The organism is Rhizohabitans arisaemae, assembly GCF_025996515.1.
In the GTDB taxonomy this organism is placed as follows: Bacteria; Actinomycetota; Actinomycetes; order Streptosporangiales; family Streptosporangiaceae; genus Rhizohabitans; species Rhizohabitans arisaemae.
This window is the reverse complement of record NZ_BLRH01000029.1, coordinates 502,293-521,789: the sequence shown is the minus strand read 5'-3', so window position 1 is coordinate 521,789 and position 19,497 is coordinate 502,293. Positions and strand designations below refer to the sequence as shown.

Annotated in this window: 18 protein-coding genes and 1 tRNA gene; 3 read left to right on the top strand and 16 right to left on the bottom strand. The window is 68.7% G+C overall.

Features of this window, described 5'->3' with window-relative positions:
* Nucleotides 1-6: 6 nt before the first annotated feature.
* The 15 genes from RUR_RS13920 to mfd all read right to left on the bottom strand — a co-directional run bounded on the left by RUR_RS13920 (nucleotide 7) and on the right by mfd (nucleotide 15,180).
* Nucleotides 7-1,290, bottom strand: coding sequence for a TfuA domain-containing protein (locus tag RUR_RS13920; protein ID WP_283135429.1), 1,284 nt, complete (start codon nucleotides 1,288-1,290; stop codon nucleotides 7-9).
* Between the two features lie 2 nt (nucleotides 1,291-1,292).
* Nucleotides 1,293-2,336, bottom strand: coding sequence for a YcaO-like family protein (locus RUR_RS13915; RefSeq protein ID WP_283135428.1), 1,044 nt, complete (start codon nucleotides 2,334-2,336; stop codon nucleotides 1,293-1,295).
* Nucleotides 2,333-3,298, bottom strand: a complete 966-nt coding sequence (locus tag RUR_RS13910; protein ID WP_283135427.1) for an MvdC/MvdD family ATP grasp protein — start codon at nucleotides 3,296-3,298, stop codon at nucleotides 2,333-2,335. Before RUR_RS13910 ends, RUR_RS13915 begins: the two co-directional genes overlap by 4 nt.
* Before the next feature lie 140 nt (nucleotides 3,299-3,438).
* Nucleotides 3,439-3,732 carry a hypothetical protein gene (locus RUR_RS13905; RefSeq protein WP_283135426.1) on the bottom strand — a complete coding sequence of 98 codons (294 nt, stop codon included), beginning with the start codon at nucleotides 3,730-3,732 and terminating at the stop codon, nucleotides 3,439-3,441.
* 91 nt (nucleotides 3,733-3,823) lie between these two features.
* On the bottom strand, nucleotides 3,824-3,994 hold the full coding sequence (locus tag RUR_RS13900) for a hypothetical protein (protein WP_283135425.1): 171 nt from the start codon (nucleotides 3,992-3,994) through the stop codon (nucleotides 3,824-3,826).
* Nucleotides 3,995-4,112: 118 nt separating this feature from the next.
* Nucleotides 4,113-4,185: transfer RNA gene (locus tag RUR_RS13895), tRNA-Leu, on the bottom strand.
* 152 nt (nucleotides 4,186-4,337) lie between these two features.
* Nucleotides 4,338-5,687, bottom strand: coding sequence for an NAD(P)/FAD-dependent oxidoreductase (locus RUR_RS13890; RefSeq protein ID WP_283135424.1), 1,350 nt, complete (start codon nucleotides 5,685-5,687; stop codon nucleotides 4,338-4,340).
* A 247-nt stretch (nucleotides 5,688-5,934) separates the two neighbouring features.
* Complete coding sequence (locus RUR_RS13885) at nucleotides 5,935-6,729, bottom strand: uracil-DNA glycosylase (protein ID WP_283135423.1); 795 nt, start codon at nucleotides 6,727-6,729, stop codon at nucleotides 5,935-5,937.
* Nucleotides 6,726-7,649, bottom strand: a complete 924-nt coding sequence (locus tag RUR_RS13880) for a Ppx/GppA phosphatase family protein (protein ID WP_283135422.1) — start codon at nucleotides 7,647-7,649, stop codon at nucleotides 6,726-6,728. The genes RUR_RS13885 and RUR_RS13880 overlap by 4 nt, the downstream gene beginning before the upstream one ends.
* Complete coding sequence (locus RUR_RS13875) at nucleotides 7,646-8,167, bottom strand: DUF501 domain-containing protein (RefSeq protein ID WP_283135421.1); 522 nt, start codon at nucleotides 8,165-8,167, stop codon at nucleotides 7,646-7,648. Before RUR_RS13875 ends, RUR_RS13880 begins: the two co-directional genes overlap by 4 nt.
* Nucleotides 8,151-8,555, bottom strand: coding sequence for an FtsB family cell division protein (locus tag RUR_RS13870; RefSeq protein ID WP_283135420.1), 405 nt, complete (start codon nucleotides 8,553-8,555; stop codon nucleotides 8,151-8,153). The genes RUR_RS13875 and RUR_RS13870 overlap by 17 nt, the downstream gene beginning before the upstream one ends.
* Before the next feature lie 75 nt (nucleotides 8,556-8,630).
* Nucleotides 8,631-9,908: a phosphopyruvate hydratase gene (gene eno / locus RUR_RS13865; RefSeq protein ID WP_283135419.1), complete on the bottom strand. Its 1,278-nt coding sequence runs from the start codon at nucleotides 9,906-9,908 to the stop codon at nucleotides 8,631-8,633.
* A gap of 89 nt (nucleotides 9,909-9,997) precedes the next feature.
* A complete protein-coding gene (locus RUR_RS13860; protein WP_283135418.1) occupies nucleotides 9,998-10,972 on the bottom strand; it encodes a nucleoside triphosphate pyrophosphohydrolase in 975 nt (324 codons plus the stop codon).
* A gap of 3 nt (nucleotides 10,973-10,975) precedes the next feature.
* Complete coding sequence (locus RUR_RS13855) at nucleotides 10,976-11,605, bottom strand: SurA N-terminal domain-containing protein (RefSeq protein ID WP_283135417.1); 630 nt, start codon at nucleotides 11,603-11,605, stop codon at nucleotides 10,976-10,978.
* On the bottom strand, nucleotides 11,602-15,180 hold the full coding sequence (gene mfd / locus RUR_RS13850; protein ID WP_283135416.1) for a transcription-repair coupling factor: 3,579 nt from the start codon (nucleotides 15,178-15,180) through the stop codon (nucleotides 11,602-11,604). Before mfd ends, RUR_RS13855 begins: the two co-directional genes overlap by 4 nt.
* 150 nt (nucleotides 15,181-15,330) lie before the next feature.
* On the opposite strand from mfd, the gene RUR_RS13845 reads away from it, so the two are divergent.
* Both RUR_RS13845 and cysC read left to right on the top strand, forming a co-directional pair.
* Nucleotides 15,331-16,062 carry a class I SAM-dependent methyltransferase gene (locus RUR_RS13845; protein ID WP_283135415.1) on the top strand — a complete coding sequence of 244 codons (732 nt, stop codon included), beginning with the start codon at nucleotides 15,331-15,333 and terminating at the stop codon, nucleotides 16,060-16,062.
* A gap of 28 nt (nucleotides 16,063-16,090) precedes the next feature.
* Complete coding sequence (gene cysC, locus RUR_RS13840; protein ID WP_283135414.1) at nucleotides 16,091-17,329, top strand: adenylyl-sulfate kinase; 1,239 nt, start codon at nucleotides 16,091-16,093, stop codon at nucleotides 17,327-17,329.
* On the opposite strand, the gene RUR_RS13835 is transcribed toward cysC, so the two are convergent.
* Nucleotides 17,298-18,323: a glycoside hydrolase family 26 protein gene (locus tag RUR_RS13835; RefSeq protein WP_283135413.1), complete on the bottom strand. Its 1,026-nt coding sequence runs from the start codon at nucleotides 18,321-18,323 to the stop codon at nucleotides 17,298-17,300. The genes cysC and RUR_RS13835 overlap by 32 nt on opposite strands.
* A 282-nt stretch (nucleotides 18,324-18,605) precedes the next feature.
* Between RUR_RS13835 and RUR_RS13830 the strand changes: the two genes are divergently transcribed.
* The gene (locus RUR_RS13830; RefSeq protein ID WP_283135412.1) at nucleotides 18,606-19,496 is read left to right on the top strand and encodes a Wzz/FepE/Etk N-terminal domain-containing protein; all 891 of its coding nucleotides are present in this window, start codon (nucleotides 18,606-18,608) and stop codon (nucleotides 19,494-19,496) included.
* Nucleotide 19,497: the final 1 nt, after the last annotated feature.

Sequence of the window (19,497 nt, the reverse complement as noted above, 5' to 3'; positions counted from 1 at the left end):
CGCGGGTCAGCGGACGACCGATGACAGCCGCCAGGACCACATGGTCACCATTTCCGGATCCGCCACGATCCGGAGGCGTTCGCCAAGCCCACGGCTTCTCGCCCGATCGCCGAAGGTGAGAAGCTCCTGCCAGGTCTTGAATCCACGCCGACGGCCTTCGACCGGCAACCCCTCGGGAACCGGCACGTCGAACATCTCGCCGAGCCACCTTTCAATGCCTCCGCCGGAGGCACCGCCGCCATGGTCGATCAGCGCCGCGACCCGGTCGCGCAGCGGACCGAGCAGCCCTTCCCGGTCAAGCCAGGCGAGGACCGGATCCATCCACGGCGCACCGGGCACACTCGAGATCCGGCGGCTCGCCGTCAGGCACATGAGCTGTTCGAATGTGCAGGTATCACGTTCGAGTGGCGTGGTCCACGGCACCAGGTGATCGTTCTTCGACACGAGCCCGAGAGAGATCACCCGCTCCGCGAGATCCTCCCACTTCAACGCCGCCCCCTGCCCACCGGCGAGTTCGTCGAGAAAGGCGGAGAAACGCACGCGGGGCCAGTCCACCGCACCCACACCGAGCACGGTGGCGAGATCGATATCGGAGATCCTCGAACCCGGGCGAGCGCTGCGCTCCCAGTACCACTGGAGTGCGGTCGGCCTGGTGTCGTGTCCGCACCACTTGGCCGACAACGGCGTGCGTGAGGCCAGCTCGACGCAGTGGCGGGCGTCTTGGCTCTTGACGCCGACCCAGTTCTTCTCCACCTCCTCGCGAAGGACGTCGGGAAGCTCCGCGAAGACGGCGTCCGGGGTGCGCTCGGAGAAGGCCAAGGTCGCGCAACGGGTCAGCAGCCGCCGGGCCTCCCGAACGGTCAGCCGTTTCTCCGCGAGGAGCCGGTGGATCGTGGCGCGGAGGTCGACCATCGCGATGGTGAGCTGCTCATACCTTCCATCGGCTGAATGCAGCACGGCGACTTCGTCGTCCCCGTCGAGCAGGCCGTGCCGATACCAGCTGAAAACACAGCCGACCCCTTTCATCCCATGTACGGCCAGCTCCGCGGCGCGCAACGCACCGATACTCGCCGCTCCCCACACGTCCACACCGGAGCCGATCAGCGAAAGGATCTCCTTGTGCCGGACGGATCGCCGGTTGGCCAGGTATCCGTCGATGAGCACCACTCTGTCGCCGGGAACCGCGCAGTCCAGGAGATCGCCTGCCGCCGCAGGTGGATGGATGCAGAACGGGCCGGGCAACGACGCCCGGTTCTCGGCGAGGCTGGGGCCCGCGTAAACGTGTATCACGACTAGTGCTCCAAGCCCGGAACCACGCATTTGACCACGTACAGCTCCTCGTCCTGGCGCCGGAGATCCACGGCGACGACCGGTCCGGCGGCGAGCTCCTCCAAGGTGCGTACGAGATCGCTCAGGACCTGCACGGCCGACGGCGGTTCGGCCCGGCTCAATGGCGGCGCGTCCCACATCTCCGGCGGAGGACCGGGCGGATTTCGCAGGTGAAGATCGTCGCGGCTCCCGGCGACGACGGTCGCCCGGCACTGGATCGCTTCCATGAGCGCGTCCGTCGCCGCCTCCGCGTACGTGGGCCTGCATGCGGACCCGGCCACCACCGAGGCCAGCTCGGGCGAGCGAAGGAACGCCATCACGCAGGGAAACCGAGAGATCTGTGTCGCGTCGTACAGACGTATCTCGACGTCGCTCCCGGCGAGACGGCCGCCGAGCTCGTTGTCGATCAGCTCCTCGGCGGAAAGCCTGCGGGGCATTCTTGAGCTTTGTCCAAGAAGATGCACCGAGTGTCTCTCCAGGAGCTCCAGCAGGGCGTGGGAGATCGCCCGGGTCCTGCAGACCCCTGCGGCCTGGCCGGCGCTCGACGGCGCGAACACCGGCCGGAACAAGGGCCGGATCGTGGAGTCGAGACTGATTCCATCCCAGGGAAGCCAGGTGGCACGCCCGTCCGACAAGGTCCGCCCGCGCACCCACGAGGTGGGAGTGGACTCGGCGAGCCGGTCGTCGCCGTAGTGACGCAGTGCCTCAAGCCGGTAGGGGAGCTCCGAAGAGAGTTCGGCGGCCGACACGCCCGTCAGGTCCGGGGCGATGGTTTCCGCGTACGACATCTCGAGGCACTCCATGAGCGCGGACATGATCGCCGCGTGATCGCTTCGCCCTTTGCCCTGGGAGACCGCGAGGCTCAGCCCCCTGGGCCGGATGGCCTGGTACACGGGGATACCGATGGTGTCCAGGGCGGTCAGCCGTGCGACACGTGTGACGCCGAAGGATCTCGCCTCGGCCAGCGCGAGCCGGTAGACCCGTTCCGCCGTGTCCTCCCGGCTCATGTCTCGCCGCGGGGAACCCCGCACAGCAGATCCGCCATCGTCTCGCTCAGGGGGATCCCCAGCGCGTGCTCCAGCCAGAGCCACTGGCCGTTGGGGTTCAGATCGAGGAACACGTAGCGGTTGTCCGGTGTCAGGATGAGATCGGCCGAGGAGAATCGCAGATCGAAATGCGTGACCAACTTCCGCAGGGAGTCTTCGACATGGCGCGGCAGTATATGCCGCTCATGGCGGATATCGATGGTTCCACGGCTGTCGATCTCGGTAAGGTCGTTCGTCTGCGTATGCATCTCGGCGGCATAGACGCGCTCGCCGATGACGACCGCTCTGATTTCGACGGACTTCTTGATGTAAGGCTGATAAATCGTGGGCGAGATCGCGATCGACTCGTCCGCCAGATCACTTGACGACGTCCACCTGCTGGTGAGCGGGACCTTGTAGACCTTCCGCTCGGAATCGTTCATTATCTCAGGGGTGTACGCTTTGACGGCCATGTCGCCACCGACATCCGCAAAGAATCGCCTGGCCTCCTCGGGGTTATTGGTGAGGATGGTCTCCGGCGTCGTCAGCCCGGCGTCCCGGGCGGCCATGAGTTGAAGAACCTTGTTCTCGGCGAGGGTAAGGCTCTGCGGACTGCAGATCCACTTCGAGTCGGGGATCAATTGCCAGAGCGCTTCGAGCACACATTTCGCCTGTATTCGACAGTAGCGTTCGGCGCTCGTGTGAGTGTGTCCGCTGTAGTCGGGGAGATTGGGCTTCCTGAACCAGGCCGCCCTGATCTCGTCGAATCGGACGGAACGGCCTCCGAAGCTCACCTCGGCCCGGACAGACCCCTCACCACCTGCGCGTACGGTGACGCCCATCGAGTGGGGCAGATCCTCCGGGTGAACCCTGACAACCGGGACGCCCCGGGTGTTCAGCAAACGGATCACCGCGTCGGCATGCAGGTCCAGCGGTTCGGTCACGATGAGGATGACTTCGTCTCGCCGCACAGCACTCCCGAAGATAAGAGCTTTCCCTGCATTCCTACCGTGAAAATGGGTACGCCCTTGCCTATACTCCGCTACCTGAAGAGATAGACAAGGACGAACAGCGATCCATGTGCCTAGTCGATTACTCGGTCGTCGGTTCCGAACACAAGAACCTTCTGATCCCACCCGCAGTTCCACTGCGAAACCGTGTAATAGGAGTGTGTCACGGTACTGATCGGCGCATTCGACCGGAGTGGACCTGTTGACGTCTGCGAGGCGTTGTCATAGGTGTAATCGGTCTTGAGATCCTCCATATGCCGCGAGGGCGATTTCCCTTGGAGGACGTCGTAGCTGAATTCGCCGGCGGTCAGGACGCCCGGTGCGGGCATCGGGAGCGGCATGCGGGCTGGTGCCTGGTGGGGGTCCATGTATGGCGAGCCTCCTCTTAGCGCCTGTAAAGAGCGTAAGATTCATGTCAAGGGACGACAAGCGTATATGCACTTATACATTTATTAATTTTCACGGGTCCCTATTCGGCCATTTCCCGGCGGCGAGGAGGCGGGCCGAGCCGACGGCGTGGGCGACCCGGATCGAGTGATCGACGCCGCGCCGACCCGCCGCGGAACCCGGGGTCCCCACCGGTTCGCCGGGCGGGCTGCGCACCGCGGCGCCGCGCCTCCACCGCGACATCTGCGCCGACGACGCGGCCCGGCCGCCGCGCAGGCACCGGAACCGACCCTGGCCCCGCCCCGGGGCGCACGATTAAGGCCCGAACCCCAGCCATTGAGCCGGGTTCGGGCCTTTCGCGTGCCCCCGGCGGGATTCGAACCCGCACTACAGCCCTTTTAAGAGGCCTGCCTCTGCCGTTGGGCTACAGGGGCGTACAAGATCATATCCAGTTGTCGCCGGCCGCGCCTCTCGTAAGGCGCGGTCCCCGACTCCAGGGATACATCATCTCAGCAAAGACGATGTGATCGCGCCCCTGGGGTCACCGAGTCGGGCTCCCACCCGGTGACCCACCCGATGGGTGCCGCTACGCGGCGTGCGCGTTGTCGCTCCGTGCGGCCAGCTTGAACTCTTCCCGCGGATGCTGGAGCTCACCCAGCGAGACGATGTCCCGCCGGAAGAACAGGGCCAACGTCCAGTCTGCCATCACCCGCACCTTCCGGTTGAGCGTCGGCACCTTGGACAGATGGTACGTCCGGTGCATGAACCACGCGGCGACACCTCGGAGCTTAACGCCATAGACGTTGGCGACGCCCTTGTGCAGGCCGAGACTCGCCACGGAGCCCGCGTACTTGTGCTCATACGCCTTCAGCGGCTTGCCGCGCATCCGCCGTACCAGGTTGTCCGCCAGGACCTTCGCCTGCCGTACGGCGTGCTGCGCGTTGGGGGCGCAGAACTCGCCGGGGTTGGTGAGGTCGGGTACGGCCGCGACGTCTCCCGCGGTGAACGCGTCGGCGACGCCGTGCACGGTGAGGAACTCGGTGGCCTTCACCCGGCCGCGGTCGTCGACGGGAAGGCTGCCGTGCCGCACCACCGGGTTGGCCTTCACACCGGCGGTCCAGACGAGGGTGCCCGCCTCGAACTCCTCCCCGTCGGAGAGGACGATGTGCCCCTTATCCGCGCTCTCCAGCCGGGTCTCCAGCTTGACCTCGATGTTGCGCGACCGCAGCGACTCCACGGTCCAGCGGCCCATCTCCGGCCCGACCTCGGGCAGGATCCGGTCGGTGGCCTCGACGAGGATCCACCGCATGTCCGTGCGGTCGATGCCCGGGTAGTACCGGGTGGAGTACTCGGCCATGTCCTCCATCTCACCGAGCGCCTCGACACCGGCGAATCCGGCACCGACCACCACGAAGGTGAGGGCCTTGCGGCGGATCTCGGGATCGTCGGTGGACTCGGCGATGTCCAGCTGGGAGATCACGTGGTTGCGCAGCGAGATCGCCTCGCCGATGGTCTTGAAGCCGGTGCCGTTCTCGGCGAGCCCGGGGACGGGCAGGAGGCGGCTGATCGAGCCGGCGGCGACCACGACCGTGTCGTAGTCGATCTGCCGGAGATCGCCCGCCACCGGCTTGAACATCACCTTGCGCTTGCCGTGGTCGATCCGGGTCACCCGGCCTGTGAGGATCTCCACCTTGGGCAGGACCGTGCGCAGCGGGACGACCACGTGGCGCGGGGAGATGTTGCCGGCCGCGGCTTCGGGCAGGAACGGCTGATAGGTCATGTAGGACTGCGGGTCGATAATGGTGATCTTGACGGATCCGCGGCGCAGCTCCTTGCGGAGTTTGCGCTGCAGGCGGAGTGCCGTGTACAGGCCGACATACCCTCCGCCGACGATCAGGATGTGCTTGGTGTCGTTCTGGACCGCCGTGACCTTCATAACTGGGCCCTACCCATGCCTTGCTGGTGATACCTGCGTGTCACTTCTTGTGAACCCGTTCACAAGGGGTATTATTCCTTGTGAATCCATTCACAAGCTATCACCATCGCATCGGCAAGGACCAGCCCGCCAGGACACAAAATCAGATGAAATTTCCGGAAACGGAAGAATGTAAGCGACTTTCGCGGTGAAGTCCGCTGAAAATTCTTGATGCGATGATCCTTTGGGCACAGGACCGCCGAGCGGGCTAGGGTTTCTCCCCCATCGCGCGCCTGAAGACCTCGTCGGTCATCTCCTCGGTGAGCACCCCGGTGAACGTGTTCTGCGGGCTCGGGTGATAGCAGCCGATCAACGTCACCACCGCATCGCCGTACCGCAACGGAACCTCGACCCCGTGGCCGAACGGCGGCCTGCGCCGCGGCGTCTCCAGCCCCGCCACCGCCAAGGCCGGCCACAGCGCCTGCCAGGCGAACCCGCCGAGCGCCACGATCGACCGCAGGGACCCCGCGACCAGCGCGATCTCGCGGGAGAGCCATGGAGAGCAGGCCGCGCGCTCGGCGGGCTCGGGCTTGTTCGCCGGGGGCGCGCAGCGGACCGCGGCCACCATCCGGGCGTCGATCAGCCGCTGGCCGTCCCCCGCCCGGGTGCTCGTGGGGATCGCCGCCAGCCCCACCCGGTGGAGCGAGGCGAAGAGCCAGTCCCCGCTACGGTCCCCGGTGAAGATCCGCCCGGTGCGGTTGCCCCCGTGCGCCGCCGGGGCGAGACCCACGATGAGAAGCCGGGGGTGTTCGGCGCCCCAGCCCGCGATCGGCCGGCCCCAGTAGGTCTCCCCGGCGAACGACCGCCGCCGCTCCACGGCGACCCGCTCCCGCCACTCCACCAGCCGGGGACACGCCCGGCACACCGCCTCACAGGCCGTCAACTCGGCCAGGGTACGGCTGGCGCGCGCCAGCTCCACCACCTCGGCGGCGTCGTGTGCCACCGGGGTGTCCGGCGAGGACGGGTCGTCCGGCCACCCGGAGCCGGGCGGGACCGGACTCATCCGATGGACCAGGCGATTCCGTCAAGGATGTCGTGCTCGCTGACGAGCACCTCGGCGAACGAGTAGCGATCGACGACACGTTCGAGGATCAGGGCGCCGGCGCCGATCACGTCCACCCGGCCCGGGTGCACGATCTCCAAGGCGGCCCGCTCGTCGTGGGTCATGGCAAGGAGGCTCCGGGTGACCCGGCGAACCTCGTCGGCGGGGATCCTGGACCGATGGATGCGATCCGGATCGTAGGTCGGCAGGCCGAGGGCGATCCCGGCGACCGTCGTCACCGATCCGGCGAGCCCGACCAGGGTACGCGCCTCACGACCCGGCGCCCGTACCGGAACGGCGGCGTCGACCCGGTCGAGCGCCGCGTCGACGTCGGCCTCCACGGCCGCGATCTGCGCGGCCGTCGGCGGATCCGCGTGCAGGTGGCGCTCGGTGAGCCGGACACAGCCGATGTCCGTCGAGAGCGCGCCGTCCATGTGCACGGTCCCGACCACGAACTCCGTCGAACCGCCGCCGATGTCCACGACGAGGTACGGCGTGGCCTCCCCGGTCAGGTCGCGGGTCGCGCCCTCGAAGGAGAGCTGGGCCTCCTCGGCCCCGCTGACGACCTCGGGGGCCACCCCGAAGATCTCCTTGACCCCGTCGACGAACTCGTCCCGGTTCACCGCGTCCCGGGTGGCGCTGGTCGCCACCACGCGAACCCGCTCCGCCCCATGGGTGCCGATGAGTTTGGCGTACCCGCGCATGGCGGCGAACGTCCTGGTCAGCGCTTCGGGAGCGAGCCTGCCCGTCCGGTCCACGCCCTGTCCCAGCCGGACGATCTCCATTCGGCGCTCGATCGAGGTCAGGGTCGTCCCGGCGACGTCGGCGATGAGCAGACGCACCGAGTTGGTCCCGCAGTCGACGGCGGCGACACGTGTCATTTCGAATCCCCTTCCCCGGCCGGCATGTCGACGCACGGCCCGTCCGCCCACCAGTCCGGAAGCAGGTCCAGCGCCTCACGGCCGAACGGGTTCGAACCGGGCACCGCGAGCTCGTGGCCGACCAGCGCGTGCAGGCACTTCACCCGGTCGGGCATCCCGCCGGCGCTCTGCATCCCGGGCGGGAGGGGTTCGACGCCGGCTTCGGCCGCCACCGCGTCCCGGCGTTTGACGTAGTCCTGATGGGCCGCGCGATAGGCCGCGGCGAGCTCGGGGTCGGCGCCGAGCCGAGCCGTCATCTCCCGCATGACGCCGTCGGACTCCAGCGTGCCGATCGCCGAGGCGGCCTTGGGGCAGGTCAGGTAGTAGAGGGTCGGGAACGGGGAACCGTCGGGCAGCCGGGGTGCGGTCTCCACAACGTCGGGGAGTCCGCACGGGCAGCGATGCGCGACGGCCCGCAGGCCGCGAGGAGCCCGGCCGAGCTGACGCTCCACCGCGGTCACATCATCGGGATTGAGCATCGGCCCTCCGACCGGTTCCGTCACGTGCCGCCTCCACCGACTCCCAGAGCATCTGGTACCAGGGGAGCCGGTTCACCGCCACCTCGGCTTGCTGATCCTCCGGGGTCTGCTCGTCGTCGAGCACGACGTAGCACTTCTCGCCCGGGTCGCACATGTGCAGCCGTCTGCGGGCCTCGCCCTTGATGTAGTTCGGGTCCGACAGCTGCTGCCGCTGTCGCTCCAATTCACGGAGCTCCACCAGCGCCGTCTCCTGCTCCCGCTGGAGCTGCTCGATCTGCCGGCGCTGCGCGACGTACTCGCGGAAGGGGTAGGCCAAGCTCATGGCGATGACGCACACGACCACCGCCAGGATCGCGGCACGTCCGGTCAACTGCGGTCGCTTGACCATCTCCCCCTCCAACATGTCCCGGTCCGCGGCGGGCTCGCCCCGTTCACCCCGTCGAAGCCAAGCCCCCGTGGGGGATCAGCCGCGGAAGCGAGGGAATGCGCCCTTGCCTGCGTATCGAGCGGCATCGTCGAGGTATTCCTCGATCCGCAGCAACTGGTTGTACTTCGCCACACGGTCGCTCCGCGCGGGAGCACCGGTCTTGATCTGCCCGCAGTTCGTCGCAACCGCGAGATCGGCGATCGTGGTGTCTTCGGTCTCGCCCGAACGGTGGCTCATCATGCAGCGGTATCCGCTGCGGTGCGCCAGATCGACGGCGTCCAGGGTCTCGGAAAGCGTACCAATCTGATTGACCTTGACGAGCAAAGCGTTGGCCGCGCCTTCGGCGATCCCCCGCCCGAGTCGCTCGGGGTTGGTGACGAACAGGTCGTCTCCGACGATCTGCACCTTGGACCCCAGGGCGGCGGTCATGGCCTGCCAGCCGTCCCAGTCGTCCTCGTTCAGCGGGTCCTCGATGGAGACCAGCGGGTACGCCCCGACCAGGTCGGTGTAGTAAGCGATCATGTCCTCGGCGGAGCGCTTGGCGCCCTCCAGGGTGTAGACGCCGTCGCTGTGGAACTCCGAGGCCGCCACGTCGAGCGCGAGCGCGATGTCCTCGCCCGCCGCGTAGCCCGCCTTGTCGATCGCTTCCAGGATCAGGTCGAGGGCGTCCCGGTTCGAGGGCAGGCTGGGGGCGAAGCCGCCCTCGTCGCCGAGGCCCGTGGCGTACCCTTTGGACTTCAGCACCGACTTGAGCGCGTGGTAGGTCTCGGTGCCCATCCGCAGGGCCTCGGAGAAGCTCGCCGCCCCGATCGGAGCGATCATGAACTCCTGGATGTCGACGTTGGTGTCGGCGTGGGCACCGCCGTTGAGGATGTTCAGCATGGGGACCGGCAGGATGTGGGCGTTGGGCCCGCCGACGTAGTGGTAGAGCTCCAAGTCCGCAGAGGCCGCGGCGGCCTTGGCGACGGCGAGGGAGACGCCGAGGATGGCGTTGGCGCCGAGGCGGGACTTGTCGGCGCTGCGGTCCAGGTCGATCAGGACCTGGTCGATGAGCCGCTGCTCCTGGGCGTCGTAGCCGATCAGCTCTTCGGCGATCTCGTCGGTGATCCCCAGCACGGCCTTCTCGACGCCCTTGCCGCCGTAGCGCTCACCTCCGTCGCGCAGCTCGACGGCCTCGAACCGGCCGGTGGAGGCGCCGCTGGGCACCGCGGCGCGCCCTTGGCTGCCGTCCTCCAGCTGGACCTCGACCTCTACCGTGGGATTGCCCCGGGAGTCTAGGATCTCGCGTGCGGCGACAGCCTCGATGGAAGCCACAAAACGCTCCTCTTTCAGGTTTGGACGGTTTGCCTCCAGAGCCTATCGAGCTTCCTTGTGGGTACGGCTGCCGCCACACGTCCCCGGAATCAGGGCCGGTGGGTGCCGCTCTCCCACTCTTGAACGCGCTCACGGAAAGCCCGGGAGGCGGCCCGGAGCTCGGACTCGGGGTCCAACCCTTCGGCCCGCGCCCGCCGTACCAGCTCGAACAGCTCCGCGCCGATCCCGGAACCCGGATCGGTCACCAGCTCCTGCGGGACCCCGGCCCGCTCCGCCCGCTTCTGCAGCTGCGCGGCGAGGGCCAGGGCCGCCTGGCCCATCGGCACCCCGTCCAGGACCGAACCCGCGGATCCGTCGCCCTTCCGCGCCCGTTCATCGGCCTTGATCGCGTCCCAGTTGGCCTTGACCTCGTCCGCGTCCGCCACCTCGACGCCGGCGAAGACGTGCGGATGCCGCCGGACCAGCTTGTCCACGATGTCCCCGGCCACGTCGTCGATGTCGAACCCGTCCTCGGCGGGCAGGCGCTCCTCGGCGATCCGGGCGTGGAACAGCACCTGCAGCAGGACGTCGCCGAGTTCCTCCCGTAACGCGGCGTAATCCCCCTGCTCGATGGATTCCAGCGCCTCGTACGGCTCCTCCAGCAGATGCGGCGCCAGCGACTCGTGGGTCTGCTTGGCGTCCCACGGGCAGTCCCGCCGCAGCCGGTCCATCACGGTGACCAGGTCGAGCAGCCGCGCCCCGGGCAGGTCGTAGGAGCCGTGCACGAACTCCATGGCGGGCGGGTCGGCGACGGACAGCATCGCCTCGCCGACCGCCCGCATCAGCTCCTCCGCGCCCTCGGGCGCCGCCAGCCACACCACGGGGCCGACCTGCGCCTGCTCCACCAGCCGGCGGGCGTCGGGTGCCACGACCTCGACGAGGATCCCCGCCTCGGCCAGGTACGGCGCCTGCGGGTGATCCGGGGTGTCGGTCAGCACCCTGCCCGCGCGCAGCGCGTCCCAGGCCTGCCGGCTGAGCAGGCCCGGGGCGACCCGATGGGTGGTGGCGACGACCGTGAACGTCATCGATCAGCCACCCGCCGCCGCTTCCTGGCCTGCGGGCGCGCCGAACCGGTCGTTCCCCAGCCAGGGGTTCGCCCCCGGGTTCATCTGCGCCTCCGGGTTGGGCTTGAGCTCGTAGCGGGGGTTCACCACCAGCTTGAGCTTGGTGATCTCCTTGCTGAGCAGCCCCTGGGCACGCTTGAGGGCGGCCTTGTCGGTCCCGCCGCCGAACTTGACCAGCAGCTTCTGCTGGATCAGCTGGGCTCTGGCGAGGCCCCGCATCTCCTGCGGGGGCACCCCGGCCTGCAGGGCCTCCACCTCGGCCTGCTGCAGGCCGCCCTTGGACGCGATGAAGGCGTCGATCTCCCCGTCGGTCACGGTGACGCCGTTGGCCCGGCCGACCTGCTCGTAGGCCCGTACGGGGATCAGCGACTGAAGCACATAGCCGGGGATCGCGATCGCCGAGATCTGGTCCTCCGGGACCTTCAGCTTGACCAGCGCCGCCGTGTAGTCGCGGACGTCGGTGTTGAGCTCCTCCTGGCTGATGCGCTCGTTCCCCACGATCGCCGCGGAACCCGCCTGAATCGGGTTGCAGGCGGTGAGTGCCACGGTGGCCGCCACGGCCAGCAGGGCGACGCGAATGCCCTTCGACTTCACTTGAGTCCCTTCGTTGTCACTGCGGCCGCTCTCGCGGGTTCCAAGAAGAGCGCCTCCACCAGATCACTGCACCATTTGAGCAGATCCATATCGCGCAGTGGCTGGCCACCCAGCGGCTTGGTCTTGGGTACCGGGACGAGCAGCATCTTCGTCGCGGACTTGACGAGAGCCTTGGGATAGAGCCGCGACAGCCGTACCTGCTGTGAGTCACGCAACTCTACCGGGGCAAAGCGGATGTTCGTCCCTTGGAGGGTGACATCGGTAAGTCCGGCCTGCCGGGCCCGGAGCCGGAACCGCGCCACCTCCAGCAGGTTGTCCACCGGCTCGGGCAGTTTGCCGTACCGGTCCGCCAGCTCGTCCCGGACCGCGGCGATGTCGTCGTCGGAGGCGACCGACGCGATCCGCCGGTACGCCTCCAGGCGGAGCCGCTCCCCCGGCGCGTAGTCGTGCGGGATGTGCGCGTTGACCGGCAGCTCCACCTTGACCTCGGACTGCTCCGCGGGTCCCTCTCCCTTGAGCTCGCGTACGGCTTCGCTGACCATCCGCACATAGAGATCGAAACCCACCCCGGCGATGTGCCCGGACTGCTCCGCGCCGAGGACGTTGCCGGCCCCCCGGATCTCCAGGTCCTTCATCGCCACGAACATGCCCGCGCCCATCTCGGTGTGCTGCGCGATCGTGGCCAGCCGCTCGTGCGCCGTCTCGGTGAGCGGCTTCTCCGGCGGGTAGAGGAAGTACGCGTAGCCGCGCTCCCGCCCACGCCCGACCCGTCCGCGCAGCTGGTGGAGCTGGGAGAGGCCGTAGGTGTCCGCACGGTCCACGATGAGGGTGTTCGCGTTCGGGACGTCCAGCCCGGACTCCACGATCGTGGTGCAGACCAGGACGTCGAAGGAGCCCTCCCAGAAGTCCACCATGATCTTCTCAAGCTGGGACTCGTTCATCTGCCCGTGGGCGACGGCGATGTTCGCCTCCGGGACGATCTCCTTGATCCGCGCCGCGACCCGGTTGATGGAGGAGACCCGGTTGTGCACGAAGAAGACCTGTCCGTCCCGCATGAGCTCCCGGCGGATGGCCGCGGCGATCTGCTTCTCGTCGTAGGGGCCGACGAAGGTGAGGATCGGATGCCGCTCCTCCGGCGGGGTGAGGATCGTGGACATCTCCCGGATCCCGGTCAGACCCATCTCCAGGGTCCGCGGAATCGGGGTGGCCGACATGGCCAGCACGTCGACCTGCGTCCGCAGGTGCTTCATGGCCTCCTTGTGCTCCACGCCGAACCGCTGCTCCTCGTCCACGATGATCAGGCCGAGGTCCTTGAACCGGGTCTCGTTGGACAGGAGCCGGTGGGTGCCGATGACCACGTCGACGCTGCCCTCCCGCAGCCCCTCGACGGTCTGCTTGGCCTCCCCGTCGCTCTGGAACCGGCTCAGCGGCTTGACGACCACCGGAAACGACCCGAACCGCTCCCCGAAGGTGGACATGTGCTGCTGGACCAGCAGGGTCGTCGGCACGAGCACCGCGACCTGCTTCCCGTCCTGTACGGCCTTGAAGGCGGCCCGGACCGCGATCTCGGTCTTGCCGTAGCCGACGTCCCCGCAGATCAGCCGATCCATCGGGATCGCTTTCTCCATGTCCTGCTTGACCTCGTCGATGGCGGCGAGCTGATCGGCGGTCTCCGCGTACGGGAAGGCGTCCTCCAGCTCGCGCTGCCACGGGGTGTCGGCCCCGAACGCGTACCCCGGTGAGGCCATCCGCGCGGAGTAGAGCCTGATCAGCTCACCCGCGATCTGCCGTACGGCCTTGCGGGCCTTGGTCTTGGCCTTGGCCCAGTCGGTGCCGCCCATCCGGTTGAGCGTGGGCGACTCGCCCCCGACGTACCGGGTGACCTCGTCGAGCTGGTCGGTGGGGACGTAGAGGCGGTCGCCCTTGGCGTACTCGATGACGAGGTACTCGCGGGTCGCCCCCTGGACGGTCCGCTGCGCCATCTCCACGAACCTGCCCACACCATGCTGTTCGTGCACGACGTAGTCGCCGGCCCGGAGCTGAAGCGGGTCGACCATGTTCCGCCGGCGGCTGGGCAGGCGCCGCATGTCCTTGGTCGACGAGCGCTGACCGACCAGGTCGCCCTCGGTGAGCACGGCGAGCCGGAGGGTCCGGCCCGCCTGACCCGGCTCGCGGACCCCGCCGAGGAGGAACCCGTGGTCGATGCGCCCGGTGGCCACGTGGGCGACCCCGGGCTCAAGCGGCCGGTCCAGCCCGCCCAGCCTCGTCGCGATGTCCTCGTTTTTCAGGACTTCGAGGAGGCGTTCCGCCGAGCCGTGCCCCTCGGTGAGCAGGACGACCCGCCGATCCTCCCCCAGCCAGCCCTTCACGTCGGCGAGGGCCCTGGCCGTGTCCCCCCGATACGACTGCACACCCGTCGCGTCCAGCACCACGTGGCCCGCGTCCGCCGTACCCGGATCCAGCGGCGAGATCGTCCACCAGGGGACGCCGAGCTCGCCCGCGTGCGCGCGGACCTCGTCCAGCTCCCGGAAGGCCGCGGCACCCAGATCGATCGGGGCCTCCCCGCCGGCCGCCGCGTTCACCCAGGACGCCTCCAGGAACTCCTGACTGGTCCGTACCAGCTCCTCCGCACGGCCGCGGATCCGCTCCGGATCGCAGACCAGGACACAGGAGCGGATCGGCAGATGATCGAGAAGGAGCTCCATGTCGTCGGTGAGCACCGGCGCGAGCGCCTCCATGCCCTCGACCGGCGTCCCCTCCGCCAGCTGCTCCAGGATGTCGGCGAGCGACGGGTGCTCCTCCGCCAGTTTGCGCGCCCGGTCCCGGACCTCGGGGGTGAGCAGCAGCTCACGGCAGGGCGGCGCGAACAACCCGTTCTCCGCCACCTCCAGGCTGCGCTGATCCGCGACCTTGAACCAGCGGATCTCCTCCACCACATCGCCCCAGAACTCCACCCGGAGCGGGTGCTCCTCGGTGGGCGGGAAGACGTCGAGCAGCCCGCCGCGGACCGCGACCTCGCCACGCCGCTCCACCATGTCGACCCGGTGGTACCCGGTGTCCACCAGCCGGCGGACCGTGTCGTCCAGATCGGCCTCGTCCCCCGCGCGCAGCCGGGCCGGCACCAGGTCGCCCAGGCCCGCGACGATGGGCTGCAGCAGCGCGCGCACCGGTGCGACGATCACGCGGACCGGCCCGGCCGCCGGGTCGTCCTGCTCCGGATGGGCGAGTCTGCGCAAGACCGCCAGACGCTGCCCGACCGTGTCCGATCGGGGGGAGAGCCGCTCATGCGGCAGGATCTCCCAAGCCGGGAACAAGGCCACCCGGTCCGGGTCGAGCAAGCTGGTCAGCGCCGCGACGAGATCCTCCGCCTCCCGGCCCGTGGCGGTGACGACCAGCACCGGGCGGTCCGCCCCGCGCTCCCCGTCGGCGAGCGCGGCCACCGCGAACGGGCGGAGCGCGGGCGGGGCGATGAGATCGACCCGATCCCCGTCCGGTGAACCGCTCTTGGCCGCCTCGAGCGCGGCACTCAAGGCGGGATCGGCAACAACAAGATCAAGAAGTCCAGAAAGGCTCATCAGACGCCCAACGCCCCACGTCGGCAGACCACATGCCCCAAGCCCGGGGTCACTAAGGACAAGGCTACTTGCCTGCGACCCCTGAGCTCTCCCGGATCTGCCGTGGCAAAATCCGTTACACAACGCATCCATCTGGATACTCTTCGAAGTATGTCCGAGATACGATGGCCGTCATACTCTCAGGGTGACGTCTTCTCCCAGCGGATCAGGGAGCAGTGGACCGAGCGACTCGGCCGCCGCCTCGACGTCCTGGTCGCGGGTTGCGGAGGCGGCACCGAGATCGACATGGGGCGGGTCGCCGCCCGGCTGACCGGTGTGGACGAAGACCTGCCGGCGCTGCGGGCCCGGACCGAGGCCCGCGCCGACCTCCACGCCTGGAGCCTCGGCGACCTGCGTTCCGTGCCGCTGCCGCACCGCTCCTTCGACGTGATCCGCTGCGAGTTCCTACTGGAGCGGATCCGCCACACCGAGCTGGTCCTGGACCGGCTCTCCTCCGCGCTGCGACCCGGCGGGCTGATGTTCCTCCGGCTCCGCGACCGGGGTTCGGCCTACGGCTTCTGCTCGCGGGTCCTGCCCAGACGGGCCCGGAGGCTGCTCTGGCCGCGATTCGCGCCGGCCGGGGAGGTCGGACCGCTCCCCGCCGTCTACGAACCCATCGTCTCCCGCGAGGGGGTCCAGTCCTACTGCCTGATGCGCGGACTGATGATCGCCGAGGAGTACGTCGGGGTCTCCGGGCCGGCGCACCGCGGCCGGTTCGGGCCGCTTGTCGGCGGGATGTGCAAGCTGATCGAGAAGGCGTCCCGGGGTCAGCTTCCGGCCGCCCACGACGAGGTGACCCTCGTCGTCCGCAAGCCGCAGAACCACTTCGCCCGCATCATCTAGACCGCGCCGGGTGAACTAAAGTGACCGCGTGACAACGGACCTGCCCTCCTGGACTCCCGACGCACGCGAGCTCGCCGACCTGGAACTGCTGCTCTCCGGCGCGTTTCATCCGCTCAGCGGTTTCCTGCCCGCCGCCGAGATCGCGGAGATCCACACCCGCGGCACCCTCCTGGACGGCACCCCCTGGCCCGTCCCGGTCACCCTGACCGTTCCCGCCTCGGTCGCGGCGGCGGACCGGCTCGTCCTGCAGGACCCCGAAGGGGTGCCGCTCGCCGTCCTCACGGTCGAGGAGCGGACGGCCCACGGTGACCGCGTGGCCCTCGCGGGACCGGTCGAGCCGCTGAACCACCCCGAGCACGGCCCGTTCCGGCGGCTGCGCAGACCGCCGCACGCCGTACGCGAAGAGCTGCTCGACGGCCCCGTCCTCGGGGTCACGATCCGGGGGTGGCTCGACGAGTCCTCGATCACGCAGGTCAAGGGGCTCGCCGAACAGCACAAAGCCGACCTGCTGGTGATGCCGCTGATCCTCGGCTCCGACGACGCCGCCCTCATCCGCCGGGTGCTGGACGCGTTTCCCCAGGCGGTGGTGGTGCCGTTGCCGCTGCCTCCCCGGGACGTGCCCGCCGAGCGCGACCTCGACCTGCGCACCCACCTCGCCGCCGCGCACGGGGCGACGATGCACGTGGCGACCCCCGATCTGCCGCGTCCGCGGCCTCCGGCGGCCAGGCGCGGGCTCACGCTCTTCTTCACCGGCCTGTCCGGCTCCGGCAAGTCGACGATCGCCCGGGGCGTCTACGACGCCCTGCTGGAGGAGGGCAAGAGCGTCACCTACCTGGACGGCGACGTGGTGCGGCAGGTGCTCTCCTCCGGGTTGACCTTCTCCAAGGCCGACCGGGACCTCAACATCCGGCGGATCGGCTACGTCGCCGCCGAGGTCTCCCGGCACGGCGGGATCGCGATCTGCGCCCCCATCGCCCCGTACGCGCAGACCCGGAAGGCCGTCCGGGAGATGGTCACGGAGGTGGGGGGAGACTTCCTGCTGGTGCACGTCTCCGCGCCACTGGAAGAGTGCGAACGGCGGGACCGCAAGGGGCTCTACGCCAAGGCGCGCGCCGGGCTCATCCCCGAGTTCACCGGTGTCTCCGACCCCTACGAGGTCCCGGACGACGCGGAGCTGACCCTGGACACCACCCGGATGACCGTCGAGGAGGCGGTGCACGGCGTGCTCAAGCTGCTCACCTCGGTTCGGGGATTCTCGCGCTCGTGAGGTGGGGCGACCGCGCCAGCCGGCGGAACGCGCCGAGCTCGCCGCCGGTCGCGTCGAACCGGGTGTCGCCCCGGGGCGCCCGGGGCGACTCGAAGTAGGCCAGCGCCTTGAGCCGGGGGAACCCGGGGAGCTGCCGGTGGACCGAGTCGAAGAACCGTTCCTTGAACCCCGGATCGGCTCTTCGTGAGAAGACACCCCATTCGGCGAGCATCAGTGGCTTTTCGGGAAATCGGCGGACCGCCCAGCTATAGAAACCCGGCCAATTCGGATAGTCATCTCTGGTCTTATCGACAAGTCCGGCAAAGTCGGCGACCCGCCCGTCCGCGTAGGGATCCATCCCGATCCAGTCCACCACCTCATCACCTGGATAAAGCGCGTCGAACCATGGCTTCGAGCTCCAATTCGGCGCACCCATATACGTCATCACGGTGATCGCGTTGGTCACCCCCCGAGTCCGCAGCCGCTCGATCACCCGCCGGAACATCGCCCGGTAGTCGTCGGCGGTGTAGCCGGACCCGGGCCGGTCCACCACCTCGTTTTCCGGCTCATGATGCACAGTAAGGAAGAATCGCTCGGGAAAGACCTTGGTGATATGAGCGGCCAATTTATCAATTCGGTCATCGAGCGCTCCGGCCGCGATCTCCGCCCAGCTCCGGTGGAACGACGGCTTCCAGTTGACGAGCAGGATCCTGCGCCGGCCGGGCTCCCGGGCGAGCCGGATCTCGGCCTCGGTCGGAAAGAGCCGATCGCCTCGGTGGTAGACGTGCAGGATGTCGGCGGGCCGCCCCATCAGCTCCTCGGCGACGGCGAGCGCCCGCCCCGGCGGCGTCCGGGTGAAGACGGCGGGGGCGATCCCCCACCACGCGCCGCAGGAGGGGACCAGGATCGCCGAGACCTCGCACGCCGATTCCCCCGGGGCGGGGGTGTGGCCTTCGGCGGCCGAACAGCCGAGACCGACCAACGCCAATATCACGGCGATCCCCACAAAACGCACCAGACCCACCTCGTCATTCGGCATTAGACGAAAGAACCGGGCTGGGAGGGATTCTAGCCGTGCCAATCCTCCGAGTCAGCCTCAAGAATAAGTCCGGATTTATCCACTTTATTGCTTTGTGATAGTCCACCATTCCGGGACCGTCACCGCGAATTCAAGGTCGTTCTCCGGTAATCAACGGATGAAATCATGACTCAGCCTATAGTTGCCGAGTATCCGACCGCGCTCGGCCCTTGACGAGCGCCGGAATCGTCGGCCGTCCATGTCGAAGGGTTGTTCACCGTGGCGTCGAGCAGAGGGGAACCCACCGGGCCGCATCCGGTCTCCACCGATTTCTCGGCGTACACCGGAATGCTCAGGCGCCGACGCCTGCTCATCGCCTCGTTCGCCCTCGCCGGTCTGGTCCTGGCCGGCCTCACGGCCATCGTCGTCCCCGGCTCCTACACCGCCACGACCGAGGTCCTGGTCACCTCCACCGGAGTGCAGGAACCGGTCAACACGCTCACCCCCCGCCAGCGCGAAGTGCTCAACCTGGACACCGAGGCCAAGGTCGCCGGGTCGGCCGTGGTGGCGGCCGGGGCCCTGCGGGGTGTCGGCGTCACCGGCGACCCCGATCGCGTCCGGCGCGCGGTCACCGTTCAGGTGCCGCCCAACTCCGCGATCCTGGCGATCACCTACACGGCGGGCGACCCGCTCTCGGCCGCCTCCGGGTCGCGCGCCGTCGCCCGCGCCTACCTCAACCATCGGGCGAACAGCGCCAAGCAGGCGATCGCCGGCCAGCTGAAGACCGTCGAGGCCCGCATCGGCGAGCTGAACGCCCGGCTCGCCAAACTCGCCCGGACCTCCGCCGCCAAGGACGGCCCGGTCCTGCTCCGGTGGGAGCAGTCGATGCTCGGACGGCAGATCTCGGCGCTGACCACCCGGTACAACGCGCTGCGCACCACGGCGACGACCTCGGGTTCGGTGATCAGCGACGCCGTGGAACCGGCCTCGCCGAGTTTCCCCGACCCGCTCCTGTTCCTCGGCTCGGGGCTGGTGCTCGGCCTCTTCGGCGGCGTCGGCGTCGCGTTCCTCGCCGATCGGGGACGGGAACACCGGCTCCCGGAGCGCGGCCGACCCGCCAGGCGTCCCGCCGCCCGGCCCGGCGACGTGATCCGTACCGCGACGTCGTGAT